The following is a 20,580-nucleotide window of genomic DNA, read 5'->3' as shown; positions in this document are numbered from 1 at the left end:
AATCGGGCGCTTCAGGCGTTCACTGGGTCGAGAGCGCCGTCGCCAGCGACCCACTCGACCACGTCGAGCGTGACGTTGACCTCGATCCAGGCCGCGACGGCGATCATCGCCGCGAGCAGGACCGAGATGACCGCCAGTTCGACGAACTCGACGCGGCTCAGCGGCGTCTCGTCCCACCCGAGGAGCCACCGGAGGACCCGGTGTGGGACGCGCAGTCCGATCGACGCCGCCATGAAGAACGCCGGGAGTTCGAGGACCCCGTGGGGGAGCAGCGCAGCCAGCACGATCGCCCACGAGGTCTGGCGGACCGCGAACGAGACGACGGCCCCCACGAGGGCGCCGTTGACGACCAGACCGAACACCGAGAGCGCTCCGCCCGTGACGGCGCCAAGCCCGATCAGCAGCAGGGCGCGGAGGTTGTTCACCAACAGCGGCACGAACGCCAGTTCCGGGAGCGGGCCGTCGTTCGGTAACTCCGCCTGCACGTCCCCGAGCAGCGCCTCTAGCTGCTCGATCGGGATCGTCCCGACGAGCGCGTAGGCCGCGAACGCGCTCGCGAAGAACAGCGCCAGCGCGGCTACCAGGTGCCACCGGAACCACCGCGTCGGGCGAAACTCCTCGCGAGGCGACGACGTCGACTCGGCTCGGACCGCGTTCGTCTCCGTCTCTCCCGTGGGAGGGCTCATACAGGCCGTTCGACGCCGACCCATTTCGTTGCATCGGCTGACACGACGCGCCGGGGGATCGCTCCCGTCGGCACCCACTCGGCACCCCGCCGGCACCTGGTTGGGACACTCGCGTCACTGTGATGGACGGTCTCACATGACAATCCCCCCGTTCTCCAAAAAGAACTTATCCCGCCGGGTAATGAGATGTAATTACCGATGTCAGCAGACTTCCCCGACTACCTGAACGTCGACTACACCGACGGCGAAGGCGAGGACCCTGCCGACTACCCGCACGTCAACGACAAGATCGAGAAGGCCATCGAGGTCACTCGACAGGGCCTCGAAGAGTACGAGAACCCGGTCGTCATGTGGACGGGCGGCAAGGACTCGACGCTCACGCTGTACTTCGTCAAGGAGGTCGCCGAGCAGTTCGACCTGGAGGTCCCGCCGGTCGTCTTCATCGACCACTACCAGCACTTCGACGAGCTGATCGACTTCGTCGAACACTGGGCCGACGAGTGGGACCTGGAAGTCATCTGGGCCCGGAACACCGACGTGGGCGACTACGTCGACGAGCACGGCCTCGAACCGGGCGACGACATCCCGATCGACGAGCTCTCCGAACACAACCAGCACCACGTCCGCGACATCCTCGAGTACGAGGAGGACACGTTCCCGTTCCTGCTGGACACCTACGTGGGCAACCACCTGCTCAAGACCGTCGCGCTCAACGACGCCATCGAGGAGCACGACGTCGACGGCATCATCTCCGGCATCCGCTGGGACGAGCAGGAGTCCCGCGCCGACGAGACGTTCTTCTCGCCGCGCCACGACCCGGACATCTACCCGCCCCACGACCGCGTCCAGACCATCCTCCAGTTCGACGAGGCCGCCGTCTGGGAGGCCTTCTGGAACTTCGTCGTCCCCGACACGGTCGAGGACTTCCCGGAGGAGGGATACGTCCCCGAGACCGACGACGACCTCCCCGAGGGCATCGAGCAGGAGGACATCCCCGTCTCGCCGAAGTACTTCGCCGGGTTCCGCTCGCTCGGCTCCGAAGTCAGCACTGACAAGGCCGCCGAGGAACCGGCCTGGCAGCAAGACCTCGACTCGACGACCGAGCGCGCGGGCCGCGCTCAGGACAAAGAGGACCTGATGGAGCGCCTGCGCGACCTCGGCTACATGTAACGCCGCCCGGGAACCAGCGTTCACCGCGACTTCTCTTCGATCCAGTTCGGTTCACAGCGGCCGCTCTGGCGGCGGGGTTCGCGGCGGCAGAGCGAACCGGCGTGGGTGACGGTCGGCTCGACGCCCTCGAAGCCGAACGAGGAAAAGCGGAGGAATCGGGCGAGCCAAGCGAGCCGAGCGAACCGGACGGAGCAGACAAATCGGGCCGGGCGGGAACCTGGCAGAGCGCGACGCGTCGGGCGTCGACGGAGCTTACGGCGGTATCCGCTTCTCGTCTCGGTCGTAATCGAGGACACCGAGCGCGTCCAGTTTCGGCAGATGCTTGTGGTGGAGCGCGATCTCCACGGACCGAACCGCTTCGATGTCGTCCGGGTCGCCGCCCTCACGGGCGAGAATTCCCATCGCGAGTTCGCGCAGGCCGATCGGCGTGGTTCGTTCGTCGAGCAAGTCGAGCGACAGGTGTCGTCGTCGATCCGAGAGGACGCCGAACAGCTCGGTATCGTTCAGGTCGGCGGTCGCCGCGAAACCGGGTCTGAATTCGGTGGTGGTCTGAGACATATGGGGGTCACCAGTGTATCGTAGTGGTGTATCTCTCCAGAGATTCCGTGCCACCGTAAGCTCACGCCATAATCAATTAGGTGGTCGAAGTCGGCAAGGCGCCCAGACACGTTCCCGTCGGCCGAACGTGACTGCCCTCGCGATCGACGGGATCTGTCTCGTTCGGCGACTCGACTCGAACGGTCGTGTGTTCCGGCGACGGAGGGTTCATGCTTCGGGGACGCCTGCCGTGGGTAATGGCAGGGGGACCGCTGACGGACGTGATGCGGACGACGCTGGCGCTGTTCGACGAGTCGGGGGAACCGCAGACGACGACGGAGATCGCGGAGCGACTGGACCTCGGTCGACGAGCGACGTACGGTCGGCTGGACCGCCTCGTCGACCGCGGCCGACTCCGGACGAAGAAGGTCGGGGCGAACGCGCGGGTCTGGTGGCGACCGGCCGAGCCCCCGGACCGGTCGTCGCCAGAGTGGCCCGAGGCAGCCGAATCGCTCGCGATGGGGTCGATCCTCTTGGTCGGCGTCGTCGTCCCGCTCGTCACCGGCCCGCTCGGCGCCTCGGTTCGCGGGCTCCTGCCCGACGCGTCGCTCGACGGGGAGTAGCGTTCGGAGAGTCGTCGCGACTCGGGTCGGTCTATCCCGGCGTTAGTCTGTCTCTTCGTCGCTCTTCTCGGCGACCAGCGTCGGGAGGTCGGCAGCCATCTGCCTGGCCTGCCGGAGGTGGAAGACGGCCGTCTCGTCGGTAGCACTGTCGAGCGCCGCGTCGAGGTGCTCAGTGAGCGTCTGCTGCGTATCCTCGAGCGGCTCCTTGTATTCCATCATTTTTTCTTTGATTTATGGACGGATATACCTGACGACCGGTGTAAGCGGCGGTTACCCGTCGAGATCGTCTGTCAGCGCTTCCAGGGTTCCGATGTGTTCCTGGCGACCATCTTTTTCGCCTCGGGGTCGCTCACGGCTCGCGGCTTCGCCGCTCGCCACCGAGGCGCTCCCATTCGGTCGCGCCTCGCAGTTCGCGACCCGCTCGGCCAAAAAGCTGGGACAAAAAGCCGCTCGCGTTCGCTCGCGGGCCTCACCCGTCGAGATCGTCTATCAGCGCTTCCAGGGTTCCGATGTGCTCCTCGAACTTCTCGCGGCCCAGGTCGGTGAGCTCGTAGGTGGTCTGGGGCTTGCGGTCGACGAACTGCTTCTCGACGGCGACGCAGTCGGCGTCCTCCATCTTCCCGATGTGGCTGGCGAGGTTCCCTTCGGTGACGTCCAGCGCCTCCTTGAGGTCGGGGAAACTCGTCTCGCCGTGCTGGTAGAGGTGGGCGAAGATCTGCAACCGGGTCGGCTGGTGGACGAGTTTGTCGAAGTCCATGAGTCAGGCCCGCGTCAGATACACGTAGGCAGCTATCGCGTACAGGGCGAAGAGGATGCCGAAGAGCCCGACGCCGACCCAGCGGAGGATCTGGACGTAGGGGAGCCACGAGGCGTAGACGAGAACCCACGCGCCCCCGACGTAGAAGACCAGCCTGTCACGACGGCGGACCCGATAGCTCGCGAGCACGGCGCCGGTCACCAGCAGCCCGAGGCCGATGGTCGCGATGACGAGCCCGAAGTACAGGAGCGCCCGGTCCAGCCCGGGGACCTGCCGCGCGGCGTCACCCGCGACGCCGGCGCCGGCGGCGAGGAACAGCGCGAGGGATCCGAACACCGCCCGCCAGCTGGGGGCGGTCTCGGGCGCGGGCGCACTCGGGAGCCGCGACGCCATCCACCACGAAGCGGCGACGGCCACGGCGACGAAGCCGACCCAGATCGCGGTGTACGCGGTGGCTCCGAGCGTCCGGTAGTAGAAGAACGTCGCCTGCGTCAGCACCGCGGCGCCGCCGATGATGAATCCGACGAGCAGCCACAGCCGCGCCCGTCCGGGATACTGCTCGGTCAGGCCCATCGCGCCCTTGATCTCCGAGAGCTGTCGCTGGAGCTCTTCGGGGTCGACGTCCTCGGTCGCGTCACTCACCGCGACCACCCCGGACTCCGACGGCGGCTGTCGCGCCGTCGACGGCCGGGTCGCTCGCGGGAGCGGGTGGCTGTGCGACGAACGGCGCTGACTGACGGACGTGGGTTCGCTGGTCTGTCATGGCTGCGTTCGGCGGCCGTTGGCCCGACGTTGTCGGAGGGCCGGTAAGTCGATTCCGGAAGCGCCAGCGGGGACCGCCGCTGGAACGGGGCCGCCCGGTCACCCGAGTTCGGCCCCGCGGAAGCGCAGGTACCCGGCGAGCGGCGCGCCGACGGTCCAGACGACCATCACCGCGACGTTGAACCAGGGCTCGTAGGCCAGGTAGTCGGGCGTGTCCTCGAACTGCGCGAACACCTCGTACTGGCCGGGCGCGTCGGCCCACACCAGCTCCGGCAGGGTGTTGAAGTACGCGCCGGCGGGGGAGAGCGAGCCGACCAGCGCCCGCGTCGACTCCGCGATCGTCACGCCCGGGAGCGACGCGACGGCGTCCAGCGCGGTCCCGAGATTCAGGGCGGGCAACGGACCTATCCAGAACGCCGAGAGGACGAAGTACGCGAAGAGGACGCCGATCATCGCCCGGGAGCGCGAAGCGACCGCGGCCGACACGGCGACGAAGATCCCCGCCATCGAGAGGGCGAACAGGACCGAGACGGCACCGAGCGACAGGAAGCGAATGGGGTCGGGCCCGTGCTCGTAGGTCGCGAGCGCGACGGCGAACGCGACCGCGACGCCGACCGCCATCGTCGCGGCGGCGACGGCCGCGCGGGTGGCGTACTTGCCCGCGAAGTACTCGGCGCGCGAGTTCGGGAGCCCGAGGTGGTAAGTGATCGTCCCGCGAGTCCGGTCGCCGGCGACGGCGAGGTACGACAGCGGCGCGAGCAGGAGCGGGAACGCCCACGCGACGAGCGCCGCGAAGCCCCAGGTCGTCCTGACCGGGTGGGGATGCACCTCGCTCGACCCGAGAAACGCCAGCCCGACGATCATCGCGAACGTCCCGACCACGCCGACGACGACGGACGACCGGCGGATACTCAGGAAGTCCGCTCGCGCGACGGTCACCGCGCTCACGCCGGTTCACCCCCGTTGGCCGCGGCGCGCTCGCTGGATCCGTCCCCAGTGCGCCCGTCGGCGCCGGTACTGGCCCCGTCGGCGTCACCGTTGCCGCTCCCACTGCCCGCCGTGTACGCTTCGAACAGGTCCTCCAGCGAGGCCTCCTCGATAGTCACGTCTGCGACGGTCGTCTCCCGGTCGATCTCGCGGAGCGCGGGCATCTTCGCCCGCGGTGTCGCGCAGGCCACGCGGACGGTCGAGTCGGCGACCGACACGTCCGTGACGCCGTCGAGCGCCGCGACGGGGGCGGGGTCCACGGGATCGTCGACGATCGCCTCGACGACGGCGCCCATTCCGAGTTCGGCGCGGAGGTTCTCGACGGAGTTGACGGCGGTGAGCCGCCCGTCCTGCATGATTCCGACCCGGTCGGAGACGCGCTCGACCTCGTCCAGGATGTGGCTGGAGAAGAAGACGGTCGCGCCGCGCTCGGCCTCCTCGCGGACGATCTCGCGGACCAGCTGGACGCCGTTAGGGTCCAGCCCCGCGGAGGGCTCGTCGAGGACGATCAGGTCCGGTTCGCCCACGAGGGCGATCGCGAGCCCCATCCGCCGGTGCATCCCTGTCGAGTAGTCGTCGGCGGGGCGCCGGGCGTCGTCGGGGTCCAGTCCGACGCGGTCGAGGATCGCGTCGGGGTCGTCGTCGGTCCCCTTGGTCCGGATCGCGATCTCGACGTGTTCGCGGGCGCTGAGATTCGGGACGCCGTCGAACGCTTCCGGGAGGAGCCCGACGCGTTCGCGGACCGCACGGGCATCTTCGGTCACGTCCGTCCCGAGCACGCGGGCGGATCCCGCGGTCGGTTTCAGGAATCCCAGCAGCACGTTGATCGTCGTCGACTTCCCGGCGCCGTTCGGCCCGAGGAAGCCGAACACCTCGCCCTGCCCGACCGTCAGCGAGAGGTCTTCGACCGCCGTTACGTCTCCGAACCGCTTGCTCACGCCCTCGATTTCGACGGCGCTCACCGGATGGACACCTCCGACTGATCGGGCTGTCGACTGGCGCGCCCTCGCCGGGTGACTCGGTCGGTCGTTCGACTGTGCAGCGAGCGCGGGGACTGAACTGGACGGGACATTGCCACAGTTCGGAAACTAGTTTCCGACCCAATAAAGTTTGCGTTGGAAAGTAAATTTGCGACACAAAGTAGCGTTTGCGATGCAAAGCCCGGCTTGCGACGGAGCGCCCGGCCGTCGACGTGGGGGTCGGACGACACGGATGATTGCGCGACTACGCGGGCAGCGACGCTATCGCCGGTCGATATCGATGCTGTCCGCCGCCATTCGTCGGTGCTCCCCTTCGGCCGTCGAACCGACGCGAGTCTTTTTGAGCCCCGGCGCGCGTAGTGTGTGGTATGGCAACCTGGATCGAGGACCCGTTCGTGCGGAGGAGCGTGATAATCACGTTCCTGTGGCTGCTCGCGATGCTGGTCGGCGGTATCATGCTACTGCGATTCGGTGACGTGATCCAGAGTCTGTTCGCGTAGGGGCCGGTTCGGGGAAGCCGGGGCGGGTCACCCGCGCGAGCGGATCCGCCCGACGCGTCGGATAAAAGTACATACGGGACCGGAGCAACTGGGGGAACGATGGTAGCAATCGAGACCGACGTCAACCGGCCGTACGTGCCCGCCGACGGGACGACGCTGACGGCGACGGTCGACGTCGAACCGGGTGCACAGACGGGATCGGGGGTGAGCGAGCGCCACATCGTCCTCTGTCTGGACACCAGCGGGTCGATGGACGGCGCGAAACTCGACCAGGCCCGCGAGGGCGCCTCGTGGGTGTTCGGGTTGCTCGAACCCGACGACTACGTGGGTATCGTCGCGTTCGACTCCGACGCGTCGGTCGTCATGCGACCGACCCAGTGGCGCGAGACCTCCCGCGAGGCGGCGATGAGCCACGTCGACGACCTCGGCGCCGGCGGCGGCACCGACATGTACGACGGCCTCGACACCGCGAGGACCGCGCTCGACTCGCTGGGCTATCGCCCCGAGACCGACGACGCCGTCCGCCGGGTCCTCCTGCTCTCGGACGGCAAGGACAACTCCCACGAGCCCGCGGACTTCCGCGACCTCGCGAGGGACATCGACGGGTCGGGCATCCGCATCCTCTCGGCCGGTATCGGCACCGACTACGACGAGGAGACCATTCGAACGCTCGGAACGACCGCCCGCGGCGAGTGGACTCACCTCGAATCGCCCGGTGACATCGAGTCGTTCTTCGGCGCCGCCGTCGAGCAGGCACAGTCGGTCGTCGCGACCGACGCTAGCCTCGAACTCGACGCCGCACCCGGCGTCGAGGTGAGCGAAGTGTACCGGGCGCTCCCGCAGGCCCAGGAGGTCGACGTGGACTGGCGCGGCAACGCCGCGCGCGTCCCGCTGCCCGACCTCGCCGAGCGCGAGAACCAGCGGGTCGTCCTCAAGGTCCACGCCCCGCCCCGCGACAAACTCGGCGAGGCCCCCCTGGTCGACGTGACGCTCACGGCGTCCGGCCGGGAAGCCTCCGACCGCATCGCCGCCGCGTACACCGACGACAACGCCAAACTCGCCGAACACAACGAGTCGGTGTCTCTGGACCACCGCCAGACGGTCGTCCGGACGGAACTCGGGAAGGGCAACGTCGCGGAGGCCGAGACGCAGGTCGAGAAGATGACCCGGATCCACGGCGAGGACACCGCTGTCGTCGAGGAGGCCAAGCGCCAGACCCGTCTCGTCAGCGAGGGCGGCCGCGAGGAGCGCAACGACGCGACCAGGATCGTCGACGACTCCCGGATAGAATGACGGCCGCGCCGTCGCAGGGGGATCTGGTCGTCGGCCGCTACGAGCTCGGCGAGGTGATCGGCGAGGGCGGGTTCGCGAAGGTCTTCGGCGCCACCGACACCAGGACCGGCGAGTCCGTGGCGGTCAAGTACCCCAACTACGCGGGGAGCCAGAACGACCGCGACATCGTCACGGCGTACTTCGAGAAGGAGGCAGAGACGCTCGAAGCCATCCGAGCGGTCGGGGGCCACCCGAACGTCATGTCGCTGCTCGGCGTGGCCGACGACGACGGGACCTCGGTCCTCGTGGTCGAACTCGTCGACGGCTACGAACTCGACGACGCGATCCGGCGGACCGGCCCGCTCGACGACATCGAGGAGGTCCGCCAGATCGGCATCGACCTCTGCGACGCGATGAGCTTCCTCCACGAGAACGAGATCGTCTACCGGGACCTGAAGCCCGACAACGTGATGATCACCCACCGCGGGGGGACGGTGACGCCGGTGCTCATCGACTTCAACACCGCGACGGGCTTCACCGCGGGCGCCGATGCCGGCGACGAGTCCGTCGACCAGACGACCATCGTCGGTCCGTACAAGCCAAGGGAGGTCGCCGAGGCCGACCAGACCGAGATGCGACAGGGTCCGTGGTCGGACGTGTACTCGGTCGGCAAGATCCTCCTCTACCTGCTCAAGGGAACGGTCCCGCGCAAGGACGGCGTCGACCCGCGCGACTTCGGCGCGGAGTGCGAGCCCTACCTGGCCGAGATCGTCGAGATGGCGACCCAGACCGACTACGAGAACCGCTACCGCAACGCGACCGCGATGAAGCGGGTGCTCGAAGCCAGGGATCCGACGCCGCCGCCGGCTGCGACGGTGCGATACACCCAGGAAGACGAGTCCTACACCGTCTATCCGGGGGACACGATCGGCCGACGCTACGCGGATGGCCCGCGCTCGTCCATCGTCGTGGAGGACGACGGCGAGTACATCTCGACGGTGCAGGTCCAGTTCGACACGGACGCGGACGGCGAGTGGTTCATCCGCGACCGCAGCCTCAACGGGACCTACGTCCAGACCGGCAACGGCTGGCAGCGCGTCCTCAGCGAGGAGGGCCGGGAGCGCCTCGAAGCGTCCGGCGAAGACGCGACGGACCGGGAGGGGAAGGTGCCGCCGGAGCTCTACGGACTTCGCGACGGGGACCTGATCGCCCTCGTCCACCCGAGCTACGGCGTCACGTTCGAGTTCGAGAGTGATCAGGCATGAACTACGCGACACACTACGACGTCGGCGACCGCAAGCGCGACGGCGGCATCAACGAGGACAGCGTCGCCGTCTCCGTGTTCGAACAGGGCCACCGCGAGGGGTTCCTGGGCTACGAACGCGACCGCGCGAGCGCCGACGACCGAGACGAAGGGGACGAATCGGGGGACGCGACCGACCGGACGGCGACGGTCGACGACGCGGTGAACCGCGGCACAGCGGTGTTCGCGCTCGCGGACGGCGCGGGCGGCCACGACGCCGGCGACGCGGCGTCGTACATCGCGACGACGGCCGTCTGCGAGCACCTCGCGAGCACCGCCGTCAGCGCCGCTCGAAGCGACCCGGGGGGGTTCGGCGTCGCGGTCGAGGAGTCGGTGCCGACGACGCCGCGAGCGGCCGACCTCGAATCGGCGGTCGCAGAGGCGATCGTCGCCGCCCACCGTGAAGTGCTCGAGTACGCGGCCGAGAGCGGCCAGCAGGCCCACGCGACGGTCGTCGCCGGCGTGATAGTCGGGGGTTCATTGCACTACGGCTGGGTCGGCGACAGCCGGGCGTACCTCGTCAACGCCGCGCGCGACGAGATCCTCCCGCTCACGACCGACCACGCCGTCGTCCAGCGCCTGCGAGACGCCGGCCAGATCGACGACGTGGAGGCGCTGGTCCACCCTCGCGGCAACGAGATCACGCGCGCGGTCGGCGGGAGCGGCCGCGAGGACCCCGAGACGGCGACGGTGAACGTCGAGACGTCGACTGTCCCGCTGTACCGCGAGGACGTGGTGCTCGTCACGAGCGACGGCCTCGTCGACGCCCAGACCGAGGCGGCGAAGCTCTACGAGTGGTACGTCGAGGCCGGCCGCGACGAGGAGATGGCCGCGGTGGTCCGCGACCGCGCCGTGACGGACGAGGAGATCCGCGACGCCGTCCTCTCGGCGTCGTCGCTCGAGGCCGCCGCGACCGGGCTGGTCGACCTGGCGAACGACCGCGGGGGCAAGGACAACCTCTCCACGGTCCTGCTGCGCGACGGGACGCTTCCGGCGACGCCCGACGACCCGCCGCCGCGCGCCGCGGGGGCCGAACCAGCGCTCGAAGACCGCGAGACGGTCCTCGGCGAGAGCGACTGACCGTCGGCCCGGTCGCGGTCGTTCCGGTCCGACTGTTGTCAGGAATCCGGTGACGGTGGGCGAGTGAGGGTAACTGTTTTCATGACCGGCCTGCATATGCCGACAGCTATGTCGCACAGCACGAGCGAGTCGGTCGAGTGCCCCCTCTGCGGGGAGGCGTTCGACCCGACCGCCGCGGGGGGCTGGTGTACGAACTCGGACTGCGGGGAATGGCAACACGAAGCCGCGGCCGCGGCCGGGGACGAAGAGACCGAAGACGAGGGCGCGCCCGGGGAGACGGGCCCGGACGACGCCGCGACCGAGACCGAGACCGACGACGCCGAGCAGGTCGCTGGGGCGCCCTCTGACGTGGAGGAGGAGATCCCTGACGCGGAGTCGGCCCCCGACCAGTCGACGGCGTCGAAGCCCGCCGGAGAACCCCCGGAGCCGGGTGACGACGGCCGGGCCGACGGCGAGTCAGCATCCGACAGCGGACAGGCGGTCCCGTCGGTCGAGGCGTCCGGCGCAGACGACGAGTCGGATTCGCCCGACTCGGACGGCTCGTCCGAGGCCGACGAGACCGCCGAAGCGGTCGAGTCCGGGGGAGACCCCGAGACCGCCGAAGCGGCCGAGTCCCCGGAAGACGAGCGGTCCGAAGTCGGCGGGGCCACCGACTCGGCTACCGAGGAACTATCGTGCCCGAGCTGTGGCGAGTCCGTCGGCGCCGACGACAACTTCTGTGCGACCTGCGGCGAGGACGTCTCCGCGCTCGAACCGGGGCCGTTGACCGCGTGCCCCGAGTGCGACGGGGACGTTGACCCGGAGGACAACTTCTGTGCGACCTGCGGCGAGGATCTGGACGCCCACCGCTCCGGCGATGTCGAGGCGGGCGCGGCGGCCGACGAGGAACCCGCAACCGACGACGAACCGGCGGCCGAAACCGGAGCGTCCGCAGCCGCGCCGGCCGAAGACCGGGACGCGCCGGCGGACGCGGCCGGGGCCGACACCGGGGCCGACGCGGATGCGGGCGCAGCGGCCGACGCGGACGCCGGTGCGGGCGCGGCGGGTCGAGCGGTCGACGCCGCGTCGTCGGAGGTATCCGACGATTCGGGCGACGAGGGGCCGGAATCGCTGCTCCTCGTCGTGCGTAACCGCGAAGTTCAAGTGTGGGACGGGGATACGGTCGGTCGAACGATCCGCAGCATCGTCATGAACACCGGTGGCGACGAGGACGACGCGCTCAGCATCCACCGCGAACACGTCCAGTTCGTCCGCGAGGACGGGCAGTTCCACCTGGTCGCGCTCGGACAGAACCCGACCGTGGTGAACGGCGGGTCGCTGGACGAGGGCGACCGGGTCCCCGTCTCGCCCGGCGATCGAATCGAACTCTCCGGCGTCGCGACGATGCGCGTCCAGGCGCCCTGAGGCGGTCGACAGCGGACGGACGACCCAGCATGGACACCAGAGACACCAGACGCGAACTCGGCAGGTCGATCCGCCTCCTCGGAGACGAGGAGCGGTGGCTCTTCCTCGGAATCCTCGTCGGCGGCGTCGGCTACCTCATCTGGCTGGCCGGCACCGGCGCCGCCGTCGACCAGGTCGCCGACCTCGCCGTCGGCTCGTACTCGATCGATCCCTGGTCGACGGAGGCCGCCGCGCTCGCGGTGACCTACGCCGTCCTCTGGGTCCTCCTCCCGTCGGCCGCGGCCGTCCGCTACGTCGTCGGGAACATCACGAACCTGCGCGGGAACGTCGAGCAGTGCTACCGGTTCGACCGGCCGCTGGTCGCGCTCGTCCCGCCGCTCGTGCTCCTGATCGCCGCCGTCGCCGTCGGCGCGGTCCGCGGCGTCGCGACGTGGTACGTCCTCGCCGCGCTCGCCGTCGCGAACACGCTCCTGCTCGTGCGGACCGTCGCCTACGGCTACCGCGTCTACTCGTTTTCGGTCCCGCGGCTGCTCCAGGGGCTGCTGTTCGTCTCCGCGGCCGTCGCCGCGACGGCGACGGTGACGCTCGCGTCGTCGCTCGCCGGCCAGACGGCGCTGGTCGAGGCCGTCGCGGCCCGGTACGGCGTCGCCGACATCGCGTTCGGGACGGTGAGCCGCGCCGGCGTCTCCGCGCCGGCGCTGCCCCTGGCGGCCGTGGCGACGCCGGCGGTGCTCGCCCTGGCGTACGTCTGGGTCCAGTTGTTCGCGAGCCTGGTCGTCCGCATCCGCCGCCCCGACGTGCCGCGGTCGGCGATCCGGGCCGGCCAGCGCTATCCGCAGGTCGTCCAGCCAGGCACCTCCGACCGCCTCGCGATGGGGACCGCCTCGGACGGCGGCGGCGGTGACACCGAGGTCGAACCGAGCGAACAGGGCTCGTCCCCGACGGACGCCGCCGCAGACTCCTCGCCGGGCGGCGGCGGTTCGACCGCGGAGACCGCCTCGGCGAACGGTAACAGTGCCAGCGTCGACGACGCCGAACAGGCCGAGAACGTCAGCCAGACGCGGGTGTTCACGCCGCCGGCCGACGCCGAGGACCCGGTCGCGGCCGGGGACGCGAGTCGGTCCGGCGGGCCGGATGCGACTCGGACCGTGGGGGAGGACGCGACGAAAAACGAGTTCTGCCCCATCTGCGGGGAGACCTACGCGGCCGACGCGGGCCACACGAACTGTCCGAACTGCAACGCCGTGCTCGACCGCGACTGAGACGGGAGCATCGACACCACCCGGTCTTATCACGTTCCGTTCTGTTGACTCGATAGATGGTCTCCAGACGTGCCCTCCTCCGCTGGATCGCCGTGTCGCCGGCGGCCGGTCTCGCGGGCTGTAACGGCGTCTTCTCGGGTGAATCGGAGGACACGCCGACGCGCACCCCTGCGGCGACGCTCACGGCGGAGGGCGATGTCTCGTCGACCCCGGCCGGTCCGACCGCACCGGGGAAGACTCCGACACGGCGGGCGACGCCGACGGATACTCCAACCGACACCCCGCCGCCGACGGACACTGCGACGGCCACTCCGACGCCGACCGGAACTCCACCGTTTGAACGGGTCGAGACCGCGGCGCTGACGCCGTCTTCCGAACCGCATCCGCAGTGGTTCGGGGCGCCGGTGGCGCTGTCGTCCGACGTCGCGCTGGTCGGCGTCCACTGGGACTCGCTCTCGGTCTTCGAGTCGCGCGACGACGGGTGGGAGCGGACGGCGACGCTGTCGTCACAGAAGGACGGGCGAGGGTACTCGGAATACTCGTCGTCGATCGCACTCGACGGCGAGACGGCGTTTCTCGGCTACGGGCCGTTCGGGGAAGACGGCGCCGTCGACGTCGTGGAGCGCGACGGCGAGGAGTGGTCCCGTCGGGAACGGATAACTCCGACCGACCCGCCCGAAGACGGCTACTTCGATTTCGGCAAGTCGGTCGCCCACGACGACGGGACGCTGGTCGTCGGGGCCGTCCAAGACCCGGAGCCGATGCGCCACTGGCGGGGCGACGTCTTCGTCTTCGAGCGGTCGGGCGACGACTGGTCACAGGTCGCGGCCTTCGGCAGCGAGACGAACAACCTGTTCGGTCGGCGGCTCGCCGTCTCCGACGAGACGTTCATGGTCGGCGCGCCGGCAGGGGGCGACGAGCACGACTGGGACGGGAGGGTGTTCGTCTACGAGCGCTCGGACGGCACCTGGGACCGGGAGACGACGCTCTCGATCGACGCCGACAACACCGGTTTCGGGGGATTGGTCGCCCTCGACGGCGACATCGCCGTTGTCGCCGCGACAGATCACGACGAAACCGACCCCATCTACGTCTTCGAGCGGACCGCGAAGGGGTGGACCGAGCGAGCGACGTTCGCCCCGCCCGACAAGCCCGAGGAGCCGGACCACATCTCCGGGCTCGCGGTCGAGGGGACGACCGTCCTCGTCGGACTCCCACACGACGACGCGGCGGGCGAGGTCGTCGGGTTGGAGTACACGGAGGGCGGGCTGGAACGGACGATGCGGCTCGTCGGTGAGTCGCGCCACCCGGCCGACGGGTTCGGGTTCGGGGTCGAACTCGCGGACGGGACGGCACTCGTCGGGGCGCCGACCGGCGCCGACGACCGGGCTGGGCGGGCGTACCTGTTCGATCTGTAGCGTGGAGTCCCCGAGCGGAGAGGGTCACTCGCTACCGAGCGGCTTCGACCTCGTCGAGCGCGTCGGGGTTCTCGATACTGGACATGTCGCCCAGGTCCTCGCCGGTGTAGGTCCCGCGGATGGCGCGGCGGATGATCTTCCCGCTCTGGGTCTTGGGGAACGCGTCGACGAACAGCACCTCCCGCGGGCGGAACGGCTTTCCGAGTTCCTCGCCGACCAGCTCCCTGATCTCCTCCCGCAGTTCGTCGCCTTCCTCGAAGCCGTCCTCGGCGACGACGTAGAGGACGACGGCGGTCCCGGTCGTGTCGTCGGGGACGCCCACGGCGGCGGCCTGGTTGACGCCGTCGTGTTCGATGGCAGCGCCCTCGACCTCGGCGGGGCCGACTTTCCGCCCGGCGACGTTCAGCGCGTCGTCGGAGCGGCCGTGGAGGAACCAGAAGCCGTCTTCGTCCTTCTGGGCCCAGTCGCCGTGGTCCCAGAGCCCCTCCCACGTCGACCAGTACTCGCGGAGGTAGCGCTCGTCGCCCTGCCAGAGCGACTTCGTCATCGATGGACAGGAGTCGCGAGCCACGAGATAGCCGCGCTCGTGCGCGTCGGCGACGCTCTCGCCCTCGCTGTCGACGATGTCGACGTCCATCCCGAGTCCCGGGCCGCCGAGCGTGCAGGGTTTGAGGTTCTGGATCGGCATCGGCATCAGGAAACAGCCGCAGATCTCCGTTCCGCCCGAGATGTTGATGATCGGCGCCTCGCCGCCGCCGACCTGCTCGTAGAACCACACCCACGACTCGGGGTCCCAGGGCTCGCCTGTCGAGCCGAGGAGCCGGAGCGACGAGAGGTCGTGGTCCTCGACCCACTCGTCCCCGTGTTTGCGCAGCGCCCGGATCGCGGTCGGCGAGATGCCGAACTGCGTGATGCCGTGGCGGTCGATCATCTCCCAGTAGCGGTCGGGATCGGGGTGGTCCGGCGCACCCTCGTACATGAAGACGGTGTTGCCGAAGTGGTGGTTGCCGATCAGCGTCCACGGGCCCATCATCCAGCCGATGTCCGACACCCAGAAGAACCGGTCCGCAGGCTTCAGGTCGAAGCCGAAGTACAGTTCCTTGGCGCACTGGACGTTCACGCCGGCGTGCGTGTGGACGATGCCCTTCGGTTCACCGGTGGTGCCCGACGAGTAGAGGAGCATCGACTCCTGGTCCGCGTCGAGTTCGCGCGTCTCGAACGCGTCGTCCCGCGTCGCGACGGCCTCCTCCCACCAGCGGTCCCGGCCGTCGGTCCACGGGATGTCGTGATCGCTGTCCGCCTCCGATCTCGTGCCGAGTCGGTCGTAGACGACCACTTCCTCGACGTAACCGGCCTCGTCGATGGCCTCGTCGGCGGTCCCCTTCAGGCGGACCTCGCTCCCGCGACGGTAGAAGCCGTCACCAGTGAAGAGTACGGCGCACTCCGCGTCGTCGATGCGCGTCGCGGTCGCGTCGACGCCGAACCCAGAGAAGATGGGGACCGCGATCGCGCCGACTTTGAAACAGCCGTAGAGGATCGAGACGACCTCGGGGACCATCGGCATGTACAGCCCGACCGTGTCGCCGACGCCGACCCCCCGCGAGGTGAGGTAGTTCGCGACCGTGTTCGACTGGCGGTGGAGCTCGTGGAAGGTGACCTCGCGGATCTCTGTCGCTTCGCCGTTCGCTCCGACGGGTTCGCCTTCCCAGATGCAGGCGACCTTGTTCCGCCGCTCGACGTCAGTGCCGGCGTGGCGGTCCAGAACGTTGTGCGCGATGTTGGTCGTTCCCCCGGGATACCACTCGGAGAACTGGGGCCCCTCGCTGTCGCCCCGAACGCGGTCGTACGGCTCGAAGAAGTCCACGTCGAGGTAGTCGGTCGCGACGTCCCAGAACCAGTCGACGCCCGAGGCCGGTTCCCCCGGGTCCGCCCGCGTCGTCCGGTCGACGAGTTCCGCGTAGTCGTCGATGCCGTATGCCTGCATGAACTCCCAGACGTTCGTCGACTTGACGAACTCGCGATCCGGCCGGTGGACCACCTCGTCGATGTCTGCCAGTGAGTCGGACGCCATACTCGAAGTTCGCTCAGCTATCACAAATTACTTGCCCGGACGATCGTGTCAGACCGTCGCTGGGCGGCGACGCGGGACTGCTGCCCGCGGTGGCGGTCGACGAGCGGGCCCGACACGAGTGTTCGAACGCCCGCAAGTACTTTTCACGTGGCCGTCTGAGGGTAGCACATGTACGTTCGGGACGCGAAAAACCGCGACGAGGCCTGGCTGCTCGACCACATCGAGGCGATGGGACTCGACGAGACAGCGTTCCGTTCGCGCGACTACGTCATCGCGATAAACGAGCGAGACAACGTGAAAGCCGGGTTCGGGCGCTACCGCGTGCACAAGACCGACGACGGCGAGGTCTGCGAACTGACGAGCATCGGCGTCCTCGACGGCTGGCGCGACCAGGGCGTCGGCGCCCACGTCGTCGAGCGACTCGTCAGGACGGCCGGCGACGAGGGTTTCGACGCCGTCTACTCGCTGACCGACCAGCCCGACTACCTCGCGCAGTTCGGCTTCGAGCGCATCGAGGAGGCCACGCTTCCCGGGCGGTTGCGCGAGCGCCTCGGCGAGAAGCGCGACGGCGTCGCGCCCGAAGCGGTCCCCGTCCGGATCGACCCCGAGCGGTTCCAGATGCCGGCGCAACTCCGCGAGGCGTTCAAGGGCGCTGCCGCCGCGGAGGGAGACACTGAACCCGAGGAAGGCCCCGAGGACTTCGGGATCGATCCCGACGAGGCGACCTACAAGTACGACACCGGTCGGTGAGCGGCGGGTCGTCCGCTTCGCACACGTTCGGGTATCGGGGGTCGATGCCTGGGCCGCGAACGGGGCGGGAACGGAAGTTTAATGATTGTATCACGGCCAGTTTCGAGACAAGAATGCTCCCGATCCCACTGCAGGTGATCGACGGGTTCCTGCTCAAGGTGAATCTGGGCGACGCGCTCATCGTCGGGTTCGTCCTGGGACTGTTCGCTGTCGCCACCCAGCGGTCCCGGAAACTGCTGACGCTACACCTCATCACGTTCGGTGCGCTCTTCCTCCTCGCTCCCGGTAGCCTCTACGAGCCCGCGGAACTGAGCCTCCTGACCAGCATCCTCCAGTACAAGATGATCGGCCTCGTCTTGCTGGTGATCTCGCCCGTCCTGTACACGACCGCCCAGAAGTAATCCGCCACGTCCTCGCACCGCTCGTCCCCGCTTCTCCGGATATCACGCGTCGGCACAGTCCCATGGCCGCAATTTCCCGACCGCTTCGCTCACTCGATCTTGCCAAGCGCCGCGAAGAAATCCAGCGGCGGGCCGGCGATCCGGACCGGCTCCTCGGCGCGCTCGAGCGTCACCTGCGCCGGGACCGACAGCGCCTGGCGCGCGCGCCCGTCGCTGACGACGAACCCCCCGCTCGCGTCGGTCACGCGGACGGTCACGGTGCTGTCGACGTCGACGGTCAGCGGTGGCATCGACTCCTCGCCGCACATCTCCGTGAGGACGAGGCTGGACACGCTCGGATGCACCAGCGGCCCCCCTTCGCTCAGGTTGTACGCCGTACTCCCCGTCGGCGTCGCGATCAGGACGCCGTCGGCGTGCCCGCTGGTGTACAGCGACCCGTCGACGCGCACTTCCAGCGCCGCGCCGCCGCCGTGACCGCGCCGCGGGCCCTGCACGACCACCTCGTTCAGCGCCGGCGGCAGCGACCACCCCTCGCCGCTGGCCTCGACGCGCGGCATGTCCCGCGTTTCGACGGCGCCCCGCTCCTGGTACTCATCGACTTCGGCCGTGACGGCGTCGACGGCGTTCTCGGGGGAGACGGCGTTGAGAAAGCCGACTTCGCCGAGGTTGACGCCCATGATCGGCGTCGATCCCGCCGCGCGAGCGGCGAACAGGAACGTGCCGTCGCCGCCGATGCTCACGACGAGGTCGCAGTCGCTCATCCGGTCGACGGGCACGCCCAGATCGGCCGGGTCGGGGTCCTCGCTCGGCCACACCGCGGTCTCGGCCGCCGATTCCTCGTCGACGGCCACGTCCACGCCCATGCCGTCGAGGCGCTCGTACAGGTCAGCGACGATGGCCGCGGCGCGGCGGTTGCCCCGCTGCCCGACGATTCCGACTCGCATCTGCCCGAACTTGACCCTCCACCGCAATAAACGACCCCTTCGCCGTTCGACGGCCCGACCGGCCGCGACCTATCCGTGCCCGCTCGCCCGCTCGAATCAGCCGCGATAGCTGGCGGGCAACATTAATGCGTGGGGAGACTCACCTTCGGTCATGGTTACCCCGGACATCGGGGCCGTGAGACGATGAGCGACGACGCAGACGACGACTGGTTCGAGAGCGCGTTCCGCGACGAGGAGCCCGACGACGCGGACGCGACCGCCGAGTCCGACTCGTCCGACCCGTCCGACTCGCCGTTCGAGACGGCCGATTCCGCCGACAGCGAGGCGGCTACAGACCGTCCCGCGGGCGACGAGTCGTCCAGCGCATTCGACGGACCGGCCGCAGACGACGGATCCACCGACGGGAGCCCGTTCGGCGACGTCGGGACCGGCGACGAGAGCCCGTTCGGTGACTCCGGAAGCGGCGGCGACCAGTTCGGTGCCGACGGAGACGACTTCGGCGGCGGTGGCGACGACGGTGGCGGACTGTTCGACGACGACTTCGCCGAGGCGATGGGCGGGATGGGCGGCGGCGACGCCGAGTTCGAGGACGAGGACTTCGAGTCGAGCATCCCCCGCCTCGACGTCGGCATCAAAGGCCTGGACAACATGATCCAGGGCGGCGTCCCGCTCCGGCACCTCATCGTCATCGTCGGCGGCGCCGGTACCGGGAAGACGACCTTCGGTCTCCAGTTCCTCCAGCACGGCCTGGAGAAGGAGGACACTGACCGCGGCGTCTTCATCACCCTCGAACAGACCTACGACGACATCATGTCGACGGCCGCCGAGCGCGGCTGGGAGTTCGAACGCCACGAGGAGGAGGGCAACCTCGCCGTCATCGACCTCGACCCCGTCGAGATGGCCAACAGCCTCGACAACATCCGCGGCGAACTCCCCGAACTCATCGAGGACTTCGGCGCCGACCGCTTCGTCCTCGACTCGGTCTCACTGCTGGAGATGATGTACGACGACGTGTCCAAGCGCCGCACCGAGGTCTTCGACTTCACCCAGAGCCTGAAACAGGCCGGCGTCACCACCGTCCTCACCAGCGAAGCCAACGAGAACAACCCCTACGCCTCCCGCCACGGCATCATCGAGTACCTCACCGACGCCGTCTTCCTCCTCCGCTACGTCCGCTCGGAGACCCAGGAGACCCGCCTCGCCGTCGAGATCCAGAAGATACGCAACGCCAACCACTCCCGCGAGACCAAACCCTACGAGATCACGATGAACGGCATCTCCGTCTACGAGCAGGCCAACATTTTCTAACCATCTTTTTCGTCGGGGGGTCGCCGCAGGCGACCCCCCGACCAAAAACATGGGTGAAAAAGGCCGGACGCTCACTCCGATCGCGTCCGGTGTCCGCGGGAGTGAGCATCGCGAACGACCGCGGGCTCGTCAGAGCTTCGCTCTGACGGTGAAACGTCTCGCTTCGCTCGGCGTATGCTTAGTACAGCCAGCAAAGTGAACGACTGTGGTGGCGCGCGCTGTCGCGGGGTCCATCCCGCGACAGCACCGCGCGAGGGATGAGCGAAGGAACGCAGTGACTGAGCGAATCGGTTGGGGAGGTGTGAGGCGCGGTGCTGTGCCGTGCGGTCCTGGAGGACTGAAAGGGCGAGGCGGGCTCGCGTTCA

At 69.0% G+C, this 20,580-nt stretch carries 21 protein-coding genes; 12 read left to right on the top strand and 9 right to left on the bottom strand.

The window, feature by feature from the left end; all coding sequences use genetic code 11:
- Nucleotides 1-11 precede the first annotated feature (11 nt).
- Nucleotides 12-686 (bottom strand): stage II sporulation protein M, encoded by a 675-nt coding sequence (locus ACMGFH_RS09550; RefSeq protein ID WP_415382834.1) that lies wholly within the window; start codon nt 684-686, stop codon nt 12-14.
- Nucleotides 687-884: 198 nt separating this feature from the next.
- Here ACMGFH_RS09550 and ACMGFH_RS09545 point away from each other — a divergent pair, with 198 nt between their 5' ends.
- On the top strand, nt 885-1,856 hold the full coding sequence (locus ACMGFH_RS09545; protein WP_415382833.1) for a phosphoadenosine phosphosulfate reductase family protein: 972 nt from the start codon (nt 885-887) through the stop codon (nt 1,854-1,856).
- Between the two features lie 252 nt (nt 1,857-2,108).
- On the opposite strand, the gene ACMGFH_RS09540 is transcribed toward ACMGFH_RS09545, so the two are convergent.
- Entirely contained in the window at nt 2,109-2,414 is a 306-nt protein-coding gene (locus ACMGFH_RS09540) for a hypothetical protein (protein WP_415382832.1), read from the bottom strand.
- 236 nt (nt 2,415-2,650) lie between these two features.
- Here ACMGFH_RS09540 and ACMGFH_RS09535 point away from each other — a divergent pair, with 236 nt between their 5' ends.
- Nucleotides 2,651-3,016 (top strand): hypothetical protein, encoded by a 366-nt coding sequence (locus tag ACMGFH_RS09535; protein WP_415382830.1) that lies wholly within the window; start codon nt 2,651-2,653, stop codon nt 3,014-3,016.
- Nucleotides 3,017-3,058: 42 nt separating this feature from the next.
- Here the strand turns inward: ACMGFH_RS09535 and ACMGFH_RS09530 are convergent, their stop codons facing one another.
- From ACMGFH_RS09530 to ACMGFH_RS09510, 5 genes are all read right to left on the bottom strand, one after another.
- Nucleotides 3,059-3,232 (bottom strand): hypothetical protein, encoded by a 174-nt coding sequence (locus ACMGFH_RS09530; protein WP_415382829.1) that lies wholly within the window; start codon nt 3,230-3,232, stop codon nt 3,059-3,061.
- Nucleotides 3,233-3,485: 253 nt separating this feature from the next.
- Nucleotides 3,486-3,773 carry a transcriptional regulator gene (locus tag ACMGFH_RS09525; protein ID WP_415382828.1) on the bottom strand — a complete coding sequence of 96 codons (288 nt, stop codon included), beginning with the start codon at nt 3,771-3,773 and terminating at the stop codon, nt 3,486-3,488.
- Between the two features lie 3 nt (nt 3,774-3,776).
- Nucleotides 3,777-4,415, bottom strand: coding sequence for a hypothetical protein (locus tag ACMGFH_RS09520; protein WP_415382827.1), 639 nt, complete (start codon nt 4,413-4,415; stop codon nt 3,777-3,779).
- A gap of 219 nt (nt 4,416-4,634) precedes the next feature.
- Nucleotides 4,635-5,483, bottom strand: a complete 849-nt coding sequence (locus ACMGFH_RS09515; RefSeq protein ID WP_415382826.1) for an ABC transporter permease subunit — start codon at nt 5,481-5,483, stop codon at nt 4,635-4,637.
- Nucleotides 5,480-6,484, bottom strand: a complete 1,005-nt coding sequence (locus ACMGFH_RS09510; protein ID WP_415382825.1) for an ABC transporter ATP-binding protein — start codon at nt 6,482-6,484, stop codon at nt 5,480-5,482. Before ACMGFH_RS09510 ends, ACMGFH_RS09515 begins: the two co-directional genes overlap by 4 nt.
- Before the next feature lie 386 nt (nt 6,485-6,870).
- On the opposite strand from ACMGFH_RS09510, the gene ACMGFH_RS09505 reads away from it, so the two are divergent.
- The 7 genes from ACMGFH_RS09505 (at nt 6,871) to ACMGFH_RS09475 (ending at nt 14,741) form a co-directional block, all read left to right on the top strand.
- Nucleotides 6,871-7,002: a hypothetical protein gene (locus ACMGFH_RS09505; RefSeq protein ID WP_415382824.1), complete on the top strand. Its 132-nt coding sequence runs from the start codon at nt 6,871-6,873 to the stop codon at nt 7,000-7,002.
- Between the two features lie 99 nt (nt 7,003-7,101).
- Nucleotides 7,102-8,295 carry a vWA domain-containing protein gene (locus ACMGFH_RS09500; RefSeq protein WP_415382823.1) on the top strand — a complete coding sequence of 398 codons (1,194 nt, stop codon included), beginning with the start codon at nt 7,102-7,104 and terminating at the stop codon, nt 8,293-8,295.
- A complete protein-coding gene (locus tag ACMGFH_RS09495; protein WP_415382822.1) occupies nt 8,292-9,539 on the top strand; it encodes a protein kinase domain-containing protein in 1,248 nt (415 codons plus the stop codon). The genes ACMGFH_RS09500 and ACMGFH_RS09495 overlap by 4 nt, the downstream gene beginning before the upstream one ends.
- Nucleotides 9,536-10,657, top strand: a complete 1,122-nt coding sequence (locus tag ACMGFH_RS09490) for a PP2C family protein-serine/threonine phosphatase (RefSeq protein ID WP_415382820.1) — start codon at nt 9,536-9,538, stop codon at nt 10,655-10,657. Before ACMGFH_RS09495 ends, ACMGFH_RS09490 begins: the two co-directional genes overlap by 4 nt.
- A gap of 108 nt (nt 10,658-10,765) precedes the next feature.
- The gene (locus ACMGFH_RS09485) at nt 10,766-12,061 is read left to right on the top strand and encodes a double zinc ribbon domain-containing protein (RefSeq protein ID WP_415382819.1); all 1,296 of its coding nucleotides are present in this window, start codon (nt 10,766-10,768) and stop codon (nt 12,059-12,061) included.
- Nucleotides 12,062-12,090: 29 nt separating this feature from the next.
- Nucleotides 12,091-13,323: a hypothetical protein gene (locus ACMGFH_RS09480; RefSeq protein WP_415382818.1), complete on the top strand. Its 1,233-nt coding sequence runs from the start codon at nt 12,091-12,093 to the stop codon at nt 13,321-13,323.
- Nucleotides 13,324-13,379: 56 nt separating this feature from the next.
- The gene (locus ACMGFH_RS09475; protein WP_415382817.1) at nt 13,380-14,741 is read left to right on the top strand and encodes a hypothetical protein; all 1,362 of its coding nucleotides are present in this window, start codon (nt 13,380-13,382) and stop codon (nt 14,739-14,741) included.
- Between the two features lie 31 nt (nt 14,742-14,772).
- On the opposite strand, the gene ACMGFH_RS09470 is transcribed toward ACMGFH_RS09475, so the two are convergent.
- Nucleotides 14,773-16,812, bottom strand: coding sequence for an AMP-binding protein (locus ACMGFH_RS09470; protein WP_415382815.1), 2,040 nt, complete (start codon nt 16,810-16,812; stop codon nt 14,773-14,775).
- Nucleotides 16,813-16,980: 168 nt separating this feature from the next.
- On the opposite strand from ACMGFH_RS09470, the gene ACMGFH_RS09465 reads away from it, so the two are divergent.
- Both ACMGFH_RS09465 and ACMGFH_RS09460 read left to right on the top strand, forming a co-directional pair.
- Nucleotides 16,981-17,562 carry a GNAT family N-acetyltransferase gene (locus ACMGFH_RS09465; protein WP_415382814.1) on the top strand — a complete coding sequence of 194 codons (582 nt, stop codon included), beginning with the start codon at nt 16,981-16,983 and terminating at the stop codon, nt 17,560-17,562.
- A gap of 113 nt (nt 17,563-17,675) precedes the next feature.
- Complete coding sequence (locus tag ACMGFH_RS09460; RefSeq protein ID WP_415382813.1) at nt 17,676-17,963, top strand: hypothetical protein; 288 nt, start codon at nt 17,676-17,678, stop codon at nt 17,961-17,963.
- Nucleotides 17,964-18,052: 89 nt separating this feature from the next.
- Here ACMGFH_RS09460 and ACMGFH_RS09455 read toward each other — a convergent pair whose 3' ends face one another.
- Nucleotides 18,053-18,907: an NAD(+)/NADH kinase gene (locus ACMGFH_RS09455; protein ID WP_415382812.1), complete on the bottom strand. Its 855-nt coding sequence runs from the start codon at nt 18,905-18,907 to the stop codon at nt 18,053-18,055.
- A gap of 183 nt (nt 18,908-19,090) precedes the next feature.
- Here ACMGFH_RS09455 and ACMGFH_RS09450 point away from each other — a divergent pair, with 183 nt between their 5' ends.
- The gene (locus ACMGFH_RS09450; RefSeq protein ID WP_415382810.1) at nt 19,091-20,215 is read left to right on the top strand and encodes a KaiC domain-containing protein; all 1,125 of its coding nucleotides are present in this window, start codon (nt 19,091-19,093) and stop codon (nt 20,213-20,215) included.
- The last annotated feature ends 365 nt before the right edge of the window (nt 20,216-20,580 follow it).

Origin of the sequence: Halosimplex rarum (assembly GCF_047715405.1) — an archaeon.
Classification (GTDB): domain Archaea; phylum Halobacteriota; class Halobacteria; order Halobacteriales; family Haloarculaceae; genus Halosimplex; species Halosimplex rarum.
The sequence above is the reverse complement of the archived record's forward strand: the minus strand, read 5'-3'. Positions and strand labels throughout refer to the sequence as shown.